Source organism: Sorangium sp. So ce295 (genome assembly GCF_051527405.1).
In the GTDB taxonomy this organism is placed as follows: Bacteria; Myxococcota_A; Polyangia; order Polyangiales; family Polyangiaceae; genus Sorangium; species Sorangium cellulosum_B.
Map to the genome: position 1 here is coordinate 10,997,552 of NZ_CP150324.1, position 17,870 is coordinate 11,015,421.

The window sequence follows — 17,870 nt, forward strand, 5'->3', positions numbered from 1 at the left end:
CAAGCTCAGGTCCGGAGCACCCTGTCCGCTGCGTCACACCGGCTAGCTGGCGAACTCCGACGGCACCAGGTGGCGCGCCACGCTCTGGAGCTTCTCGCAGGTCTCCTCCAGCTCTCGCTCGGGCGTCGACTCCGCGACGATCCCGGCGCCCGCGCGCAGCCAGACGCTGCTCCCCCGCTGGAAGATCGTCCGCAGCACCAGCGCCGCATCCATCGCGCCGTCGTGATCCAGCGTCAGGACCGCGCCCGAGTAGAGGCCCCGGCTCTCCGCTTCGTGCCTCCGGATCCAGTCGACAGCCTCCCTCTTCGGGATCCCGGACGCGGTGATGGCGGGGAACAGCACCTGGAACGCCGTCCAGGCCGTGTTGCCCGTCTCGAGCATGCCCGAGAGCCGCGAGGCGAGGTGCTGAACGGTCCCGCGGCGGGATATCGCCATGAACTCGTTCACGGTCACGCTCCCGTGCTTGCAGACGCGGCTGAGCTCCTCGAACGCCAGCTTCACGGACATCGCGTGCTCCGCCAGCTCCTTCGAATTGCTGAGCAACTCGGCCCGCAAGCGCGCGTTTTCATCGTCGTCCGAGACGAGCGCCCGGGTCCCGGCGAGCGGCTGCGTCATCACCTGCCCTTCGGCGGTCACCTCGAGCACGGTCTCCGGGCTGAATCCGGCGAACTTCAGGTCGCGGCAGTTGACGACGAACGATCGGGCCGGGGTGTTCTGTCGCCGCCCGGCGACGTACGTCGCGATGAGATCGACCGGCGCGGCGACCGGGACGACGCGCGACGCGATGACCTTGTGGAGCTTGCGCGCCGCGATCTCGTTCGTCGCCGCGGCCACCAGCTCCTTGTACTTCGCCGCGCCGGTCGTCTCGAGCAGCCTCGCGGGGAGCACCTCCGGCAACGGGACGGGGGGGAGGCCGGCGACGTCGCTCATCCCGCGCGCATGGCGCCGGCTCGAGGACGCGAGGACGTCCACCATCCGCTCGAGCTCGTCCGAGGTCAGCGCTCGAACCAGCGCCGTGCCGCGCTGGAGGCGGATCTCGACCTCCGGGATGGTCAGGTGAAGCAGGGGCTCCGTGCCGAGGTTCGCCTCGATGCCGTGCAGCAGGTACGCGAACTCGAACGAAGCCGTGCCGTACGCGCGCCAGCCACGGAGCGGGATCGACGCGAGCGCCGCCTCGACCGCGGCGAGGCAGTCCCCGGGACAGCTGTGCTTTCCTGTCGCGTCGACGCGGTGCACGCCGTGTACGTCTGCAGTGAGCTCGAAGGCCGCGCCGAGGGCGACGCTCCACTCGCCGTCGCGCTCGTACACGAAGTACGTCGCGTGCGAGCCCGACCTGGCGAGCGCCGCCGCGAGGTCGATGGGGTCTGCGCCGATCGAGACGCGGCGCTCGAAGTAGTGCCGTTGATGAGAGATGTTCATGCTCGCCCCGCACGTGAGTGATGCCGTCCCGGGCTGCCTACGTCTCGATCTCTTCGAGGGGAGCGAAAGATGGCACATCCACCCTGTCGCCCCGCATCGCTTCTGTTGTTTTTACATAAAAGTTGCTTTTGCAACATAGGTCACCTCTGGTACGAGAGGCCGCAACCGAGACGTGAGGAGCAGGAGGAGCACGTGAGCTCTTCAGCCCACGCCCCGCTCGCTACGGGCAGTGTTCCAGGCGCGAGCCACGGTCGCGCCCCCGCTTCGTGCTCGGGTGGCGAGCCTTCGAATCGGGAACAGGCGTCACGGTAAACACGTCGACCCAGCGGCAGAGGGTCGAAGCGTTCCTCTTCGCGCGCCTTCCAGCATCGCCCCGCGGGCCCTGCGAGGGTTCGCAGGCCTGTGCGGTCGCACCCATCCAGACGAGATTCTCGTCACGACATGACAATACGACAGCGCCCGCCCCCGCGATCTGCGGGTCGGAGCTCACGCCGACCTGTCATGGACAGCTATCGCAAATGTACCCCTCCCGGCTCGCGACACCACGCCCGTGGAGCGTGGCCTCGCGAGCGCCGATAGGCACGACGCCGAGTCGCCTACATCTTGAAGATGATGACTAAATGCATATACATACCAATTGCATCAGCGTCAAGCCGGGCGAACGGCGATTTTCGTGCGGCGGACACGATCGCTCCCCGGAGGCGCCCCCGCGCTGAATTTAAGTGAATCCGGAGGAAATCGACCTCTCGGATCACAATCGAAAGTCTAACGAAATGAGTCGATGATGCGCTCGTCAGGCGCCTCCCTACTCAGCGTTCACCAGCGCAGCCAACGAGTCCTCCATGGCGCAGCGAAACATGTTCGTTGCACGGCCCTCATCCTCCTGACGCGCGGGGATGTGCAGGCGCGGCGCGGGCTCGCGCCGTCAATGCGGGCCTGCCTTCCACGCGTTGTCCCGCGGCGAGCGTTCGAATGAGGGCCACGCGTCGAAGACGACGAACTGGGCATCGCTCTCCAATCTTGCCGGCACGCGCGTCACGCGCGCCGGCGTCTCCTCGTCGTGGAAGCGTTGGACTATCTCGAACGAGCTGGAGACGGGCCGCCAGCCGCCCCCCTCCCACTGCGAGCGCTCGCCGCGAACCTCCAGCGCGCCGCCGTCGGCGATCGCGACGGTCACATCCGAGGCCGAAGGGGGACCCAGGAGGCGGTCGGCCATGATCGGGCCCGCTGCGCGCGCGAGCGCGCCTCGGACCGGCTCTCCGGAGCGCACCATGTCGGCGACCCGCGTCGCTGCGCGCAACGCCTCGGCGTCTCCGACGGCCTGCGCCCATGCGAGGGTCTCCAGCGGAGCGTACGCCATGACCCAGCTGGCCGCGCCGTCGTCGGCCAGACCCGACACGGGCGCGTCGAGGGCGCCGAGCGCATCCGCGACGTCGTCGCTGCGGCGATCCAGGAGCGCGAGCCACGCGTCACCGCCATCGGACCGCCGCACGCATTCGAGCCCGATCCACCCCGCGACGCCGTTGATGAGCCACCGCGCCCCCGGCTCCGCGCGCAGATCGGCGCGGTCCGCGAGCGAGCGCGCGGCGAGCGCCTCCGCCACCGCGGCCCGCCGCTTCAGGCGTCCGGCGCCGGACGCGGCCACGTCCCAGCCGTCCCCTTCCGGCAGCCACAGGACCGCGCCATGGGCCCGGATCTCGCCGAGGTCGCGAGGCGCCTGCACGACCGTCGTCACCTCCGGGATGGCCCCGAGCCGCGCCTGAACACACGCGCCCATCGTCTGGACGTCCTCCAGGACCTCGCGCGCCGTACCGGAGCGCGACGGGCCATGCCACGCCGTGAGGCCCTCCTGCCGCAGCTGTCTCGGCTCCGCACCCCTGGGCAGCCACGCCACGGCGAAGTCGAGGCCTTGTGTCGTGCTCCCCTCGACAGGCGTGCTCACGCCTTGCTCGGAGAACGACACCGACCAGCGCCAAAGGCCCGCCGGCGCCACGGCGAGGGCGGGTACCAGCGCATTCCTGTCGAGCGCGCCGGGGCGCTCCGCGAGCCCCAGCGCGCGACGTGTGGACGGAGATCGCAGCGCTCGCTCTCCGTCGTGCCCGAGCCGCGGCACGAGATCGGCCGCGCGCGCCCACACGCCGGAGCCGTCCAGCCACGGCGCCTCCCCCTCGGCGAACCAGCGGGGCGACGCGATCCTGATCTCGAGCTCGACGTCGCACCCGCTCTGCGCGCAGCTGCCCAGATCGACCATGAAGTGCTCGTTCGCCGTGACGACCTCACGAGGGGAGCCGTCGACCTGGGCGCTGTCGATATCCATCCCGGTGCGCAGGCTCCCGTGCAGCTTCGCCGCGCTGGCCCGCACTCCCCGCAGCGTCCAGCGGACGTGGGCGGTGCGCGCGGACGGCGCGATCTTCGCCTCGACCTCTCCGCCCTCCACGGAGAACGCCGACGCCTCCGGCCAGAAACGGGCCTCCCAGGCCGCGTCGGCGGCGTTCTCCTCGCTCTTCGACGCGAAGCCGCTCTGCACCACGATCTGCTCGTGCAAGATCGTCGATGAGCAAGCGATCACAAAGAGGCTGAGGGCCGCCAGGGCTCCCGCGCCCTGGGCGAGCTGCCGCGCTGCCCCGCGCCATCGATCGATCCTCCTCAGGTCCGTGCCGCGGGGGTAAGCGAGCCACGCCAGGGCCACGGCGAGGCCGACGCAGCTCAGCTTCAGGACGCCCATCTCGAGCACCGGCAGGAGCCACGGCGACCACCCCGAGAGCTCGGAGAGGGCGACATGCACCGGGATCCCCAGCTGCGCGGGTGGATACGAGACGATGTCGATCTCGTGATTCACGAGCGCGATGAACGCAGCCAGCATCGACGCGGCGTACCCCGTACCGGGCGAACGCACGAGCGCGTGGACGAGGAACGTGATCGCGCCGAGCTCCAGCAGGGCGGGCGCGGCGACGAGGGCGTTCACGAGCAGCGCATTCCACGGCTCGAAGCTCGAAGGTAGGGTGAGACCTGTCACGATCCACGCCGAGAGCGTCGGCGCGAGGGCCATGACCGCCGTCAGCAGGAGGGCGGCGACGGCACGGCCAACCACGCGTGTGCCGAGCGGCGCCAGCGTCGCGTCGATCATCTCGTCGAACCCGGATTGCTGATCTCGACGGGCGAGCGCCCCCACGAACCCCGCCACGGCAAACACGGAGAACACGTAACAAAGGCGGATAAGGAACGGCGCGAGCAGCGCAGGCCGTGGGACCAGCGGCCCCTCGGCGTGCCCGATCACATGGTAGAAGGCGCCTGCCACGTTCATGAGGGTCCAGAGCGCGACCGCGCTACGGAAGGCCCACCCTCGGGTCGTCAGCGAGAGGTGCCAGCGCGCCTCGGACAGCGTCGCGCGAAGCCAGGATGGCGCCGTGATCGGCGGCAGCGCCGCGACGGCCGGCGCGGCGGGCGCGGCGCCACGAAAGGTCGCCTCGCCGCTCGGCGACGGCTTGCCGGGCCGCCCGAGCACGAGCGCCTCGCGCCCGTGCCGCGCGAGCGCGAACGCCAGGATGGCGAGGGGGACGAGGCTCCAGAGGAGCCGATTGACGAGGAGCGGCGCGGTCATGGCCAGCTGCGCCGTCGCCTTTTCGTGCGGCGTCCAGCGCTTGGTCTGCGCCTCCGCCTCCCCGAAGCCGCTCACGTCGACCACGGTCGCGATGTCCGTGTGCAGGTCACCGCCCCGCAGGACGATCATGGCCACCATCCAGATCAAGATGACCACCGCCGCCACGGCGAACGGCCCGGCCGTGCTCCGGGTCCGGAGCGCCGCGGTCAGGTAGAGCGCCCCGAGGCCGATGGCCGACGGCACCACGAAGAGCGCCCACGACGAAGCGATCGCCAGGATCGGCGTGGGCCCGACCGCCTCTCTGGGGAACACCCCGAGCGCGGCGAGCCCGGGGACGAGCAGAAACCCGAGCGAGCTCGCCGAGCCCAGGAGGCAAGCGAGCCCGACCGCGCCGATGTAGCGCGAGATCAGCAGCCCGCGGAGCGACACGGGCGCGGAGAGCACCAGCTCGTGGAGCCCCGCCGCGCGATCCCGCGTGACGACCTGCGCGAAGATCCACGCCCACGCGAAGATGAGCCAGAACGATTGCCCGGAGGTCATCAGGAAGACCACATGCGGGCTGTTGCGCGCGACGTCTGCCCCGCCCATGTCGCGCAGGTACTCCGCGCTGGAGAGCATGATGAACAGATAGCCGACGAGGCCGACGAACATGAGCGGGACGAGCGAGGTACGCAGCCCCGCCCGCAGCTCGTGCCACGCCTCGACGACATAGGTGCGCGCGGAGCTCACGCGGCCTCCGCCTGTCGCGACTCGGCCAGCAGGTAATGATAGGCATCGTCGAGCTTGGGCGCGTGAGCGACGAAGCCGTCGCCGGGCGACACATCGCGCACCACGACGGCGCGGGTGCCGCTCGGCGTGGGCGAGACGTTCAGCGCGTCGTCGGGGATCGGCTCGCCCCGCGCGTACGTCCGCGTCCACAGGCGGCCCGCGAGCGGCGCGGTGAGCTCGGCCGGCGCGCCCTCGGCGACCACGCGCCCCCGGTTGACGATCGACAGCCGCCCGCAGAGGTTCTCCACGTCGTCCACGATGTGCGTCGAGAGCAGCACGACGGCCTCCGCGGCGACCTCCGCGAGCACGCGATGAAAGTGGTTGCGCTCGGCCGGATCGAGGCCGGCGGTCGGCTCGTCCACGATGAGGAGCTGCGGAGATCCCACGAGCGCGAGCGCGATGCCGAACCGCCGCAGCATGCCCCCGGAGTAGGTCGCGACCTCGCGGTGGCCGACGTCGCTCAGGTTGACGCGCGCGAGCAGCGTCGAGATCTCCGCGTCGCGCTCGCGGCGGTCCGTGCGCCCCTTCAGCCATGCGAATCGCTCGAGCAGCGACCGCCCCGTCACCCCCGGGTACGCGCCGATCTGCTGCGGGAGGTACCCGAGGCGGCGGCGGAGGCGGTCAGGAGACGCAATGACGTCGATCCCGTTGAACGTGATCGTCCCCGCGTCCGGCGTCTGGAGCGTGGCGAGGGTGCGCATCAACGTGCTCTTGCCCGCGCCGTTTGGGCCCAGGAGCCCGTAGAGCCCCGGTCCGACGCTCAGGTCGACGCCGTTCAGCGCTCGAACGCCGTTGGCGTACGTCTTCATCAACCCCTTCACGATCAGCCCGTTCGAGTTGGACATTGGATCTCTCCGCTTCCGGTTCAGCGCACGCGCAGGACACCCCACGTGGCGCCAGGCATCGTCAGGGCGCGCGCGGGCGCGCCGTCCCCGGTCGTCCGCACCAGGGTGGTCGAGCCGAAGCCTGCCGTTGACTCGTTCTCGTAGGCCTGCTCGTCCACCTCGAACACCTTGATGCCGCCGGCGAGCGGCTGGCGATCGAGGCGCTCGGCCGCTCCTGGATCGTCGAGCGCGATGCGCCACGTCTGCCAGCCCGGCGCCGAGTAAGCCTCCAGGTGGGTGGCGTCGGCGCTGGGCGAGTAGATGCCGGTGTCCAGCACGCGCAGGTACGCCACGCCGTCGGAGCCGGGGATCAGGCCGCCGGTCGGGCCGCCGGTCACGTCGTTGAGCGCCACGACGTCGGTGTCGAGTTCGTCCTGGCCTGCAGCCATGCGCGCCATGCACGGCGCTGGAGCTCTCTCCGGGTCGATCATGAAGATCGAGGCGACATAGGGATCGGACGCAAAATGGAGGTCTCCGCTCGGCGCCTTCACCGTGTAGTAGAGGCCTCCGCAAGGGGCGCCCTTCACCTCGATCGAGCCGTCGGTCGGATCGAAGAAGAGGACCTTCGATTCGCTGGCCACGCGATCGTACGCCGCGCTCGTGCCGTAGAGTGGAGCGACGAGCCGCCCGCCGTGCTCACGAAAGCCGGGCTCCCCGAGGAACGTGGTGTCCGCGGAGTCGATCCGCGCGTCCGACACGTCGATGCTCCGGGTGATCTCCATGGCAGCGAGATCGAGCTCGAGCGCCTGCCCCGAGACGAGGTCGAAGAGGAACGCTCGATCCGGGCCGTCGAACACCATCCTCTCCCCGAGGAGGAAGGAGATCCCGGCTGCGCCCAGTCCGAGCCGAGCGAGGAGCTCCGGATTGCCGCCGGCCACGCTGTATTTCGAGACGGTGAGCTCTTCCGAGCTCACGACATAGAAGACCTCGGTTCGTGGGAGTCCCCAGATAGAGCCTCTCCCGGGGAGCTCGGTGGCCTCGTCCAGGCTGACGGTTCCTCCGCTCAGGTCGCCCACCACCCAGACGAACATGGTGCTGTTCGTGAAGTCGCTGTCCTCGACACGGCTGGCGACGGCATAGCGGGGACCGCCGTCGTCCGGCTCCCGGGCGCCGCTCTCCCCGGGGTCGCTGCCGCAACCAGCCATGAGCGGCAGGCCGATGAGGCACGACGTCGCGAGAGCCCAGCGAGCGCCCCCCTTCCGGCATCGTTCCATGAGCCGCGGCCCTTCCTCGCGGTGCCGGGCGCTCGGGCGTGCGGCGGCCTCGACCTCGAGGAGCCTGGTAGTACGTGAAGAGCTCATGTCCTGCTTCCTTTCTCGCGTCGGGCTTCGCTAGAGCGCGCCCGTGGATCGCGGATGTCGCGTGAACCTCACGCGGATGGGCGGCGACGTCGCCGTGATGAGCTGGCCTCCCTCGTCGGCGGCAGGCAGGAATCGCTGCTTGCGAGCGCACGCGAGCGACATCTGGCCGAAGCCGTAGCCCGGGTCCGAGAGGAGCTCCGCCGAGGCGACGGTGCCGTCCGAACGAACGACCGTGCGAATGACCACCGTTTGCTCGTCCACCGAGAGCGCGTCCGCTTCTCGCGGCCAGGGGCAATTCCATTCCCGCGCGGGCTGCCCGACGGGCCTCGCGCGCGAGGGGCCTCCCTGCCGGCGCTCCGGAGGAGCGCTCGGGTCCACACGCGCGGCGTTCACCGCCTGCGCGCTCGTCCCCGCAGAGGAGGTGACGCCCCCGGCATACCGCTCTCCGAGGCCAACGGCGATGTCGAACCCGGTGAAATCGAGCGGCGCAGCCGCGTTCTCCGCCAGGGCGACCTGCCCTGCCTGCGCGGGCGGAGGAGGCGCGGCGGGCGCGTCAGGCGCCCGAGCAGCGGCAGGAGCGGCCGCGCGCGCGGGGGAGCGCTCGGCGGCCCTGGGCGCCGGAGCTTCCGCCTGCGGCGAGGGGCTCGGTGGCGACGGCGGTGGGGCCAGATCGACCACGTGCTCCACCTGCAGCGGCGGGCGCGCGTCGCGCTGGCTCGCCGTCGTGTCGTCCGGGCCCAGGCGGAACGCGATGATCCCGACCGTGCCCTGCATGACGGCCGCCGGCATGAGCGCGAGCACGAGCGCTCGGGCCGAATGTTCCTTGACGGCTCCCAGGACGATCCCGGCCGTGCTGTCGGCCGCGAATGCGCGGGCTCCTCCCCTCGCGCGCCGGGGCTGGACGTGGGAGCGCGCCGCGTCGAGGACGATGCCGGCGACGCTCTCGGGGTGGAATTCCGATTGAATCATGGGTGGCCCGTCCTCTCCGCCGCATGGGCCTCGGCCTCCGGGCGGACGGCGCCGAAGGCGACACGCGCGATCCCCGCGGCTTTCAGCGTGTCGAGCACCGTCATCACGCGGCCGTGCGAGGCGGCGCGGTCGGCCTGGATCACGGCCCGGAGCTGCGGATCGCGCGACAGGGCCGCCCGCGCGCGCTCGCGCAGCGCCGCATCGTCGATCGCGGCCCCGTCGACCTGCGCGGGCCCCTCCGCGGGCAGCACCACGCTCAGCACCGCCTGGACCTCTTCGCTCTGCGACGCGTGCGGCAGATCCAGCGGGACGGCGGGCGCGACGACGATCTTCGCGGTGACGATGAAGATGATCAGGAGGACCAGCGTGATGTCGACGAGCGGCGTCACGTTGATCCCTTCGATGATCCCGCCGCGGCGGGATCTCGCGCTCTGCCCGGCGCTCGCCATGACTAGGCCGCCTCCGGGCGGGACGCCTCACCGTTCATCGGCTTGTCGATCGCCGCGCTGCCATGGGCCGCGCGCGCGGGCTCGACACGAGAGGACTGCGGGGCAGCCTCTCCGGTCGCCAGATAGGCGAGCACCAGGTTCGAGAGCGTCTCGGCGTCGTCGAGCATCGCGGCGATCCGGCGCTGCAGGTAGTTGTAAGCGGCCACCGCCGGCAGCGCGACGCCGATGCCCACGGCCGTCGCCACGAGCGCCTCCGCGATCGCCGCCATGACCGCGGCGGAGGCGACCTGGCTCGCGGCCCCGCCGCCCGCCGCCCCCGTGGCCTGACCGAGCTGCTCGAACGCCAGGATCACGCCGATGACGGTGCCAAAGAGGCCGACGAAAGGCGCGTTGTTGCCGAGGGTCCCGAGGTACGCGAGCCGCGCCTCGAGCGCCTTCCGCTCGGCGGCCATCGCGCTCTGCATCCCCTTGTCCGCCGCGGCCGACCCGCGCTGCGCGAGCCTCAGGCCCGCGCGGGCGACGATCGCCCCGACCGACCGCATCGGCCGGAGCGCGTCGAGCGCGGCGGCGACCGAGCCGTTCGACAGGTGGGCGTCGAGCTCGGCGGCGAGCGCTCGCACGTCGTCGTCCTTCGATCGGAAGTAGAGCCAGCGCTCGATCGCGATGGCGATGCTGCCCGCCGAGAGCGCGAACAGGAGCCACAGGACCCAGGACGCGCCGGACTGAACGAGCAGGTTCTTGACGGCTACAACGGTGTGCATCTCATCTCCTCGAGTTCGTGTGCTCGGCGAGCCGCAGGGTCTGTTGATTCGTCGCGCGGCCGTTCATCCCATCACCTGCCCCTCGCGCTCAGAGCTCCGCCGTGGTCTTGACGTAGAAGCTCCTGCCCGGGCGCGGCGTGCGGAAGAAGTCGAACACACGCTCATCCGTGATGTTCTGCATCTCGAGCGTCGTGCTCAGGCTCGCGCTGCCGCGCCGGACGACGTATCCGAGCCCGGCCGAGTGCACGAGCTGCGAGGGGATCACCTGCTTGGAGTCAGGCCGCCCGAGGCTCTCCCAGGTGCGGAAGTACTCGTGTACGTAGCGGCTGTTCCACGTGAGCGCGACCTCGTCCTCCGCGGCGAAGACGCGGCGAAACAGGAGGCGCGCGGTGCCGTTGGCGAAGAGGTACGGGCGGTTCGGGATGCGATCTCCCTCGAAGGCGCCGTACGCCCCCTCGCTCGAGGTGTTGCGGAAATCGAGGTAGGTGACGTTGCCGTCGAGCGCGAGGTGCTCCCCGGGCGAGGTCCATCCGGCGGAGCCTTCGACGCCGAGCGACCGCGCGCCGTGGACGTTCTCGTGCTTCTGGTCCCGATCGTTGCCGAGCAGCACGATCAGCCGGTCCGCTGCGCGCAGGAAGCCATTGCCCGTCGCGCGAAAGGCGCCCGCCGGCGTCTCGCGGGCGTCGAGGGTGAGCCCGAGGTTGACGTTGTGGCTGACCTCGGGATCGAGCCCGAGGTTGGCCGCGATGAACGTGTTGTCGCCGAAGACCTCGTCAGGGCTGGGCAGCCGCGTCGCCCACTCGTAGGACGCCTTCCCGTAGAGCCACGGCGTGAACCTGTACCGGAGCGCGTCGCCGATACCGAAGCGGTGGGTGCTCCCGTCGCGGTCGCGCGCAAGATCACCGGCGACCGGGCTCTCGCTCGCGATGCGCTGCACGTACTGCTTGACGAACAGGACGTTATCGAGCCGGTCCTCGAGCAGGTCGAGGTCGTACTCCAGGCCGTTCACCAGCGCGAGCACGCTGCGGCGGTCGGCGAGCGGATCGGGGCTATCTGGATCGCTTTGCCGGCGCTCCTCCCCCGTCCGTGTCACGTAGGTCGGCGCGACGGCCAGGCGGACGGCGTGCGACCGCTGGATGCGCCATTCCACGTTGAGGCGCGCGAAGGCGGAATGGTCCCAGAAGACCTGGTCGTGGGGGACAGCGTCCGTCTCGCCAGGCTTGCTGTCCTCGGGGTCGCAGCGTCCCAGCCAGTCGTAGTCGCAGGTCGCGACGTCGAGGAAGCGCCCTCGGACGTACGCATAGCCGCCCACCGCGTCGAGCGACACGCCGCGCCCGAGCGGCTGTTCGTAACGGAGGTTCACGCCTGCCGAGGTCTCCCCGTACGTCACGCCGCCGTACGGGACCCTCATGACGAGCCTGTGCTGGTACTCCTTCTCGTAGTCGGTCACGAAGGCGCGCAGGCGCAACCGCCGCGCCCACGGCCGATCGACGACCCCGAGCTCCACGTGGCCTCCCGCGCTGCGGTACGCGTCGTGAAAGCGGTAGACGCGCGCCGACGAGAGGCGCCCGCGCTCGTCCTCGACCTCGAGCTCGACGGGGTAGTCGTTCTTCGCGTAATCGAAGAAGCCGCTCGCGCGGGCGAACAAGCCGCTCGGCCTGTGCAGGTGGCTGCCGGCGAGCGCCGTTCGGTGGGTGTCGAACGAGCCCACCTCGTAGGACGCGCCGGCGCGTGATTCGCAGAGGTCCTGATCGGTGACCAGGTCGACCGCCCCGCCGAGGGCGTCGGCGCCGAGGCGCACCGGGACCACGCCGCTGTAGATCTCGACGCGCTCGACGAGGCCTACCGGCACGTTCGAGACGCCGAAGGGATAACCGGCCAGATCGAGCGGCACGCCGTCGAGGAAGAACCGCACCTGATCGTCCGTCAGCCCGTTCAGCGAGAAGCGCGTGGCCGAGCCGAGGCCTCCCTCGCGGCGCACGCCGACCCCCTGCGTGCGCGCGAGCACCTCGCCCATGTCCGAGGACTCCCGCTTGACGCGGTCCGTCTCGACGACCGTCACGGCCTCGGCCGACTGCCGGCGCCGCTCGGCTTCCGACGGCCCGCGCACGGTCACCTCGATCGGGGCTTCTACGCCGGATGGCACGAGCCGCAAGGCGATCTCGGCGACGTGCGCTCCGGCGATCTCGGTCTCGACCTCGGCCCGGCCGACGCCGCTCGCCTCGGCGATCACGACGCAGGGCCCGGGCGCGAGGCCCTCGATCTGGAACCGGCCCTCGCCGTCGGTGCGCGTTCGCTCGGTGGAGCCATCCTGGTGCCGCACGAGCACCTCGGCGCCGGCGACGCCGTGCGAGCTCGCGCCGGGCAAGAGCACGCGCCCGCGGAGCGCGCCGCTCGCAGGCGCCTTCGGGAGGTGAAACTCGTACGCGTAGAGGATCCGGGAGGCGACCGGGGTGTCCCCCCGTCGCGCAGGCGAGAACAGGAAGCGCTGCGCCGCGGCCTGCGCCGCCTCGTCGAAGCCGTACCCGGCGGCCTGCGCCACGTCCGCCGCCGACACCCGCCCGTCCGCCTCGATGCTGAGCCTCAGCACGACGGTCCCCTCCAGGCTCTGCGCGAGGGCGGCCGCCGGGTAGTCGGCCTCGACGAACGAGGTGAGGACCGGCGGGTGATTCTCCGGCGCCTGTCGGGGTTCATCGGCGGCGCCCGGAGGCGCTTCGCCGTCCGGCGCGGCGTCCCGGGCCGGCTCCGCCGGCGAGACCGCGCCGGCGTCCTGCGCGTGCGCGGCCCCGCCCGCGAGCAGAGCTCCGGCCGCGACAAAAGCGGCGGCGCCGGCGCTCCTTCGCGCCCGGGACGGGCGCGCTGGGCCTCGACGCGCGGGAGCCTCGGTGTTCATGCGGCTCCATCTATAGCAACGCGATACATGTTGCAATAGTTTTGCATGTGCACTCAGGATGCCGTTCATGGCCGCGCGGGCTCTCTGGGCGGGTAAGGGAGGGGGGGACATCGCGCGCGGGGAGGGCGCCGCGCGCGTGGGTCGGCCGGTGCGTGCTGCGGCCCACCGGGTGATCGCCGCGGGCCGGCGGGAGATCTCGGAGGCCGGGCCGGGCTCAGCCGGCGGGCGCTTCCCTGAGCGCGGCGCTCGTCTCCACGTCGCGCCCGTCGAGCCTGCGGAACTCTCGGTTCACCATGACGAGCACGAGGAGGAACATCGCGACGTCGATGGCCGTGGTCCCCCAGTAGACCCCGCTCACCCCGACGAGCCTCGGCAGGAGCCACATCAAGGGGATGAAGAGCACCACCTGCCTCAGGAGGGCGACCACGCTCGCGAGCTTCGCCCGCTCCAGGCAGGGGAACAGCACCAGCGCGTTGAAGACATACGGCAGCAGGGGCAGCACGACGATGTAGATCCGGAAGTCGAGCAGCTGCTGCGCGGTGAACTCGGACCCCGGCAGCAGGAAGCCGAGGACCGCGTTCGGGGCGAGCATCATCGCGAGCCAGAACGGCAGGACGAACGCGACCCCGGCGAGCCCGAAGAGGCTGAAGGCCCGCTTCACCCTGACGTGGCGCTGTGCCCCGTAGTTGATCCCTTCCACCGGCTGCAAGGCGCGCATCAGCCCGAGCATCGGGGTCAGCATGAACAGGAAGAGGCGGTTGCAGGCGGCGTAGAAGGCGACGTCGTTCTCCGTGCCCTGGCCCGAGACCGCGTTGTAGACAACGACGTTCTGGGCGATGCCCATGATCGTCAAGATCATGCCCGGCATGCCCAGGGAGACGATCTGCTTCCGGATCGCCGGATCGACGCGGATCGTGCGCCAGGCCGTGTCGAACGAGGCGCGCCCCCTCGCGAAATACAGGAGCCCCACGACCGAGTACACGAGCATGGCCGCGTTGGTGGCCCACGCCGCGCCTTGCACCCCCCAGCCGAACGTGTGGATGAACAGGGGCTTCAGGGCGACGTCCACCAGCAGGCCGAGGGAGATCATCCACGCCGCGGTCTTCATCTTGCCTTCGCCGCGCACCGTCATGTTCACGGCCAGGCCGTGCACCCAGAACACCGAGCCGAGCGCCGTCACCTTGAAGTACTCGGTGCCGTACGCGAGGATCTCCCCGGTGCCGCCCATCATGCGCACCAGCGGCTCGGCGAACACGTAGGCGAGCACGGTGTAAGGCAAGCTGAGGAGCAGCGACAGCCCGTTCACGCTGCCCAGCAGGCTGTGGAGCTTGCTCCTGTCGCCGGCGCCCAGGTAGATGCTGAGCGCCGTGCCCGCGCCCGTCCCGACCAGGCTGCCGAGGCCGAGCGTGATCTGGGACAAGGGGTAGGCGATGCCGACGCCGGCCAGGGCGCTCTTGTTCATCAGCTGGCCCACGAACACGGCGTCCAGGAAGGCGTTGAGCCCGTAGAGCACCATGGCCAGCACCGCCGGCCACGAGAGCTCCCACATCACTCTCGTCAGCTTCCCCTCGAGGATGAACTGCTTCTGCGTGTCTCTATCGTTCATGGCACAGATCTCCGTCGATTCGGTGTCATCGACTCCACACGGCCGAAGCCGCGCCGCCCTCCACGCGCGCGACAGCAACGCAGCTGGAAGAGATCTGTTCTCATGACGTCCCCACATCGAGAGCGCAGACGTGAGCGTCCGCAGGCGCCATGGTGCCCACGACGCCACCTCCTCGGACGAACGCGATCCGAAAGGCAGCCCCGGGGCACACGGCACCCCTGCTTCTCCCTCTCCAGCGTGCTTGCTGTCTCCTAGCATACGAGCTGGCGCAGATGCAATTGATTTTTATTTTCACCGCATGGGGCGACCGGCGGAAGCAGCATTTCGACCGCGATCTGAAGGGATTTTCTGACGCTCGGCCGCAGCGCGCGCGGCGGTCCGCCCCGTTGCCCGAGGGCGATCGCGGGGCCCCGGCGTCGCGCCGCGCGAGGATCCTCGGCCCCGGGCTGCGCGCCGTAGTACATAGCCACGAGCACATCCCTGGAAGGAGCGCGCGATGGCAAAGCTCATGGTCTTCGAGACGTTCTCCAAGTCGGATATCGAGGCGCTGCTCGACGCCGGCGTCGTCGTCAATCTCGCCTTCGACGCGTCGCACCCGAAGCGGGAGAAGACGGTCCACCTCGAGCTGCTCATCGACGCCACCGAGGAGGCGATCCTGCGGCTCAGGAGCCGCTACAACGAGACGTACATCAAGCTGAAGGGCGCGCTGATGCAGGGCGAGGGCACCTACAAGCTCGAGTGCCACACCTTCGATCAGGACATCGTCGACAGCTCGCCGAAGTCCTATGAAATCCGCCAGAACCGCGCGATCGTGCGGTACGGCGACGCCGGCACCGTCATCCAGGACATCGGCTGGTGGTGAGCGCCGGCGGGGGGTGGCCGGCCGGCGCCGGAATCGGTGGCCGCCTCCGTGTCAAGGAAGCGAATGCCGCTTCAGCGTGGCCCACCCGATCTCGGGGCTCCCCCAGGTCATGCCGCCGCCCTCCGCGGTGCACAGCGTCACCTCCGCGCCGCTTGCGCAGCTCGAGTACGTCGAGCAACCGTCGCTGTCCGCCGGGCTCGGTGATCCCGTGCACCGGTTCAGCTCGGCCCACCTCTCGAAGGTGCCGGCGGCTCCGAGGAAGGTGATGTTCGCGCCGTTGGGCGCCTGCTGAGGCCCGCCCTCGTAAGGCACCAGCAAGTCCGCGGTACCCCGGAACGAGATCTCGGTCACCGGCCGCGATGGCTGGCAGGGCTGCTCCGACTCCGCCAGAAGGTCGAACGCGCTGGGAGCGACCGCGGCAACGACGTCGGCGGCGTTGCAGGCCAGGTGGTAGGCCATCCCGCCGCCGTTCGCGACGCCGACGGCATAGACCCGCTTGAGGTCGACACACGCCTCCTTCTGGACCTCCTGGACCAGGGCGCGCGCGAACCCCACGTCGTCGACGTCGCGTGACGTCGTGCAACACGGACCGATGTTCCACGCGCCGTCGATGCCCTGCGGCCACGCGACGATGAACCCCTCGGTCTCGGCGAGCTCGCGGTACCCCGAGGCCTCGGCCTCCTCCGCCGGGGTCCCGCCCAGCGTATGGTAATCGAGCACCAGCGGCATGGGGCTCGCGCCCGTGTAGCTCGCGGGGAGGCGAACGACGTAGCTTCGGGTGGTGTCCCCGACCGTCACCGCGCGCTCGTTGTCGCCGGGCGAAAGCGTGGTCACCGGGCAGGCGGTCGCCGTCTCGTCCTCGCCGGGCGTCCGGCAGAAGCCGCCCTGACAGCGGAACGGCGCGCCGAGCGGCTCGCAGTCGGCGTCGCCGCTGCAGGAGATATCGCAGAACGCAGCGCTCTCGGCCGCGTCGCAGACGGCCTCGGCAGGCCGCTCCGCCACGGCCACGCACTCGGCGCCGGAGGCGAGCGCCGTACACTCGCGGGCAACCGAGCAGGCGCGCGTGCAGACGCCGCAGATGCAGGAGAGACCGTCCGCGCAGCTGGCATCACAGCTCCTGAGAAAGTTGGTCTCGCTCCCGGTCTGAGGGCCGATGTCCCTGCAGGCCGAGCCGAGGAGCGCCCCGCCCGTCACGCTCGCGAGGAGGCACGCCGTCACGACCACCCTAGATCTCATCGCCGCCCCCGCTGTCCTGCTGGATCAAGCACTGTCCGATGTACAGAACGACCTGCGTGTACCTGTCCGGCCTCTCGTGCGAAGCGTTGAAGGCCTCGACCTGCTCGCGCAGCTCGACCAGCTGGGCACGCAGGCGCCCCAGCGTCTCGTACGCCCGCTGTTCGTGCGGATGGCCGGGCCACACGTCGAGGGTATAGGTGCTCCCTCCGACGCGGTCGGCGAGGCCGGGCGCGGAGCGATCCTCGCGCAGCCGGCACAGGATGGTCTTCACCATCGCCTGGAAGTGATCGAAGATCGCCGCCTCCCACCCCACGGGGGAGCCCAGCAGCACATAGAGGCTCCCGGCGCTGTAGGTCGCCCCGGCGCCCTCCCCGGTCCGCTCGACGCGCGCCGATTCCACGAGGCGCCCCAGGGCGGCGTCGAGCTCCGCGCGTTCGATGTGCGTCCGCTGCAGCAGCTCGTCGCGCGCGAGCGGGCCTTCCCGATAGATGATCGCCCACACGAGCTCGTCTACGCCTTCGCCGGAGCGGAGCGCGCGCAGCGCGCCCAGCTCGTCGTCGGACACCGCGCGATACACAACCTGAGCCCCCTGCCCCGCCTGGAAGATCAGGCGGCTCTCGCAGAGGTCGAAGAGCACCCCGCGGAGCAGGACGTCATCCTCGCCGGCGAACGCCCTCAAGATCTCGGCCCGCGGCGTGATGCCCCGGCGGCGGATGTGGTCCAGCACGGCCTCCCAGAGCGAACGGCCACGCTCGACCGAGCTCTCCGTGATCCGCCGGACGCGGCGCTGGTAGGTCCGGAGCCCCATGCCGAACATGTCCGCGCCCACCTTGCGGCTGACGCCTTGCCGCTCGAGCTCGGTGACCAGGTCCTGGAACACCTGGTCTGCGAGCTGGGCCAGAGGGGCACGCCAGCCGCCCGAGGTCGCCAGCTGGGCGATGAGGACGGTGGTCTGACGAACGATGGCATGAATCAGCTCTACCGTCATAGATTGATAAATATCGACGAGAAGCCTCGTTGCGCGCCACAGAGTACCGTCGCACAGGCCAGCGGGGGAGTGACAAACCCGACGCCCCCCGGGGGTGGAGAGGGGCGACGAGCGGCGGGCCATGCGGGGGCCT

At 70.6% G+C, this 17,870-nt stretch carries 12 protein-coding genes; 1 reads left to right on the forward strand and 11 read right to left on the reverse strand.

What is annotated here, in order from left to right; genetic code table 11:
- Nucleotides 1–42: 42 nt before the first annotated feature.
- The 9 genes from WMF11_RS41705 to WMF11_RS41745 form a co-directional block, all read right to left on the reverse strand.
- Entirely contained in the window at nucleotides 43–1,419 is a 1,377-nt protein-coding gene (locus tag WMF11_RS41705) for a salicylate synthase (protein ID WP_437904656.1), read from the reverse strand.
- A gap of 925 nt (nucleotides 1,420–2,344) precedes the next feature.
- Nucleotides 2,345–5,749 carry an ABC transporter permease gene (locus WMF11_RS41710; RefSeq protein WP_437974723.1) on the reverse strand — a complete coding sequence of 1,135 codons (3,405 nt, stop codon included), beginning with the start codon at nucleotides 5,747–5,749 and terminating at the stop codon, nucleotides 2,345–2,347.
- Nucleotides 5,746–6,633 carry an ABC transporter ATP-binding protein gene (locus WMF11_RS41715; protein ID WP_437904658.1) on the reverse strand — a complete coding sequence of 296 codons (888 nt, stop codon included), beginning with the start codon at nucleotides 6,631–6,633 and terminating at the stop codon, nucleotides 5,746–5,748. Before WMF11_RS41715 ends, WMF11_RS41710 begins: the two co-directional genes overlap by 4 nt.
- 20 nt (nucleotides 6,634–6,653) lie before the next feature.
- Nucleotides 6,654–7,973 (reverse strand): hypothetical protein, encoded by a 1,320-nt coding sequence (locus WMF11_RS41720; RefSeq protein WP_437974724.1) that lies wholly within the window; start codon nucleotides 7,971–7,973, stop codon nucleotides 6,654–6,656.
- Nucleotides 7,974–8,003: 30 nt separating this feature from the next.
- The gene (locus tag WMF11_RS41725; protein ID WP_437974725.1) at nucleotides 8,004–8,942 is read right to left on the reverse strand and encodes a ferric siderophore ABC transporter substrate-binding protein; all 939 of its coding nucleotides are present in this window, start codon (nucleotides 8,940–8,942) and stop codon (nucleotides 8,004–8,006) included.
- Nucleotides 8,939–9,391 (reverse strand): ExbD/TolR family protein, encoded by a 453-nt coding sequence (locus WMF11_RS41730; RefSeq protein WP_437974726.1) that lies wholly within the window; start codon nucleotides 9,389–9,391, stop codon nucleotides 8,939–8,941. Before WMF11_RS41730 ends, WMF11_RS41725 begins: the two co-directional genes overlap by 4 nt.
- A 2-nt stretch (nucleotides 9,392–9,393) precedes the next feature.
- Entirely contained in the window at nucleotides 9,394–10,152 is a 759-nt protein-coding gene (locus WMF11_RS41735; RefSeq protein ID WP_437974727.1) for a MotA/TolQ/ExbB proton channel family protein, read from the reverse strand.
- 88 nt (nucleotides 10,153–10,240) lie between these two features.
- The gene (gene mxcH, locus WMF11_RS41740) at nucleotides 10,241–13,045 is read right to left on the reverse strand and encodes a TonB-dependent siderophore myxochelin receptor MxcH (protein WP_437974728.1); all 2,805 of its coding nucleotides are present in this window, start codon (nucleotides 13,043–13,045) and stop codon (nucleotides 10,241–10,243) included.
- Between the two features lie 214 nt (nucleotides 13,046–13,259).
- The gene (locus tag WMF11_RS41745; RefSeq protein ID WP_437974729.1) at nucleotides 13,260–14,651 is read right to left on the reverse strand and encodes an MATE family efflux transporter; all 1,392 of its coding nucleotides are present in this window, start codon (nucleotides 14,649–14,651) and stop codon (nucleotides 13,260–13,262) included.
- Between the two features lie 496 nt (nucleotides 14,652–15,147).
- Here WMF11_RS41745 and WMF11_RS41750 point away from each other — a divergent pair, with 496 nt between their 5' ends.
- Nucleotides 15,148–15,513: a hypothetical protein gene (locus tag WMF11_RS41750; RefSeq protein ID WP_437904665.1), complete on the forward strand. Its 366-nt coding sequence runs from the start codon at nucleotides 15,148–15,150 to the stop codon at nucleotides 15,511–15,513.
- 51 nt (nucleotides 15,514–15,564) lie between these two features.
- Here WMF11_RS41750 and WMF11_RS41755 read toward each other — a convergent pair whose 3' ends face one another.
- Nucleotides 15,565–16,749, reverse strand: a complete 1,185-nt coding sequence (locus WMF11_RS41755) for an alpha/beta hydrolase family esterase (protein WP_437974730.1) — start codon at nucleotides 16,747–16,749, stop codon at nucleotides 15,565–15,567.
- On the reverse strand, nucleotides 16,739–17,737 hold the full coding sequence (locus WMF11_RS41760; protein WP_437974731.1) for a hypothetical protein: 999 nt from the start codon (nucleotides 17,735–17,737) through the stop codon (nucleotides 16,739–16,741). The genes WMF11_RS41755 and WMF11_RS41760 overlap by 11 nt, the downstream gene beginning before the upstream one ends.
- Nucleotides 17,738–17,870 lie beyond the last annotated feature (133 nt).